This is a genomic window from Geobacillus thermodenitrificans subsp. thermodenitrificans DSM 465 (assembly GCF_000496575.1).
GTDB classification, from domain to species: Bacteria; Bacillota; Bacilli; order Bacillales; family Anoxybacillaceae; genus Geobacillus; species Geobacillus thermodenitrificans.
Window position 1 is genome coordinate 1 of record NZ_AYKT01000057.1, and the last position, 403, is coordinate 403.

The 403-nt window shown below is 44.4% G+C and carries 1 protein-coding gene; it reads left to right on the top strand.

Annotated elements, in window-relative coordinates; translation table 11 throughout:
* The first annotated feature begins 1 nt into the window (after position 1).
* Positions 2 to 64, top strand: a complete 63-nt coding sequence (locus DSM465_RS20345; protein ID WP_394359151.1) for a dUTP diphosphatase — start codon at positions 2 to 4, stop codon at positions 62 to 64.
* The last annotated feature ends 339 nt before the right edge of the window (positions 65 to 403 follow it).

Here is a 403-nt window from a genome sequence, read left to right on the forward strand (position 1 = left end):
AATCGAAGAAGCGTATCTACAGAAAAACGCGATCAATCACGAACGGCAAAACAACGGCTATTGAGGTGGATGATGAAACAGATCATATTCGACGGGTTACTTATTTCGGTGGTCGTTACATTAGCGTTACTTGCCGGAGTCAGTATCCAGCATCTATCGCTAATCGTGATTTTGGCTTTTGCGATCGTCACAATACGGACATTACAGGAGTTGGTAAGTATTATGAAGGATGTCGTAAAAGGGGTTGTATATCTCATATGTCTAGCGATGAAAGACGGCAATACATGTGGAAGCACAGCGTTTCGGGTGCGGAAGGACGAGAAAGGGCTTGTTGTTGAGTGTGTTGACTGCAAGACGGAACATGAGGTGAAATGATGCAGGAACAGATACAGCAACTCATACG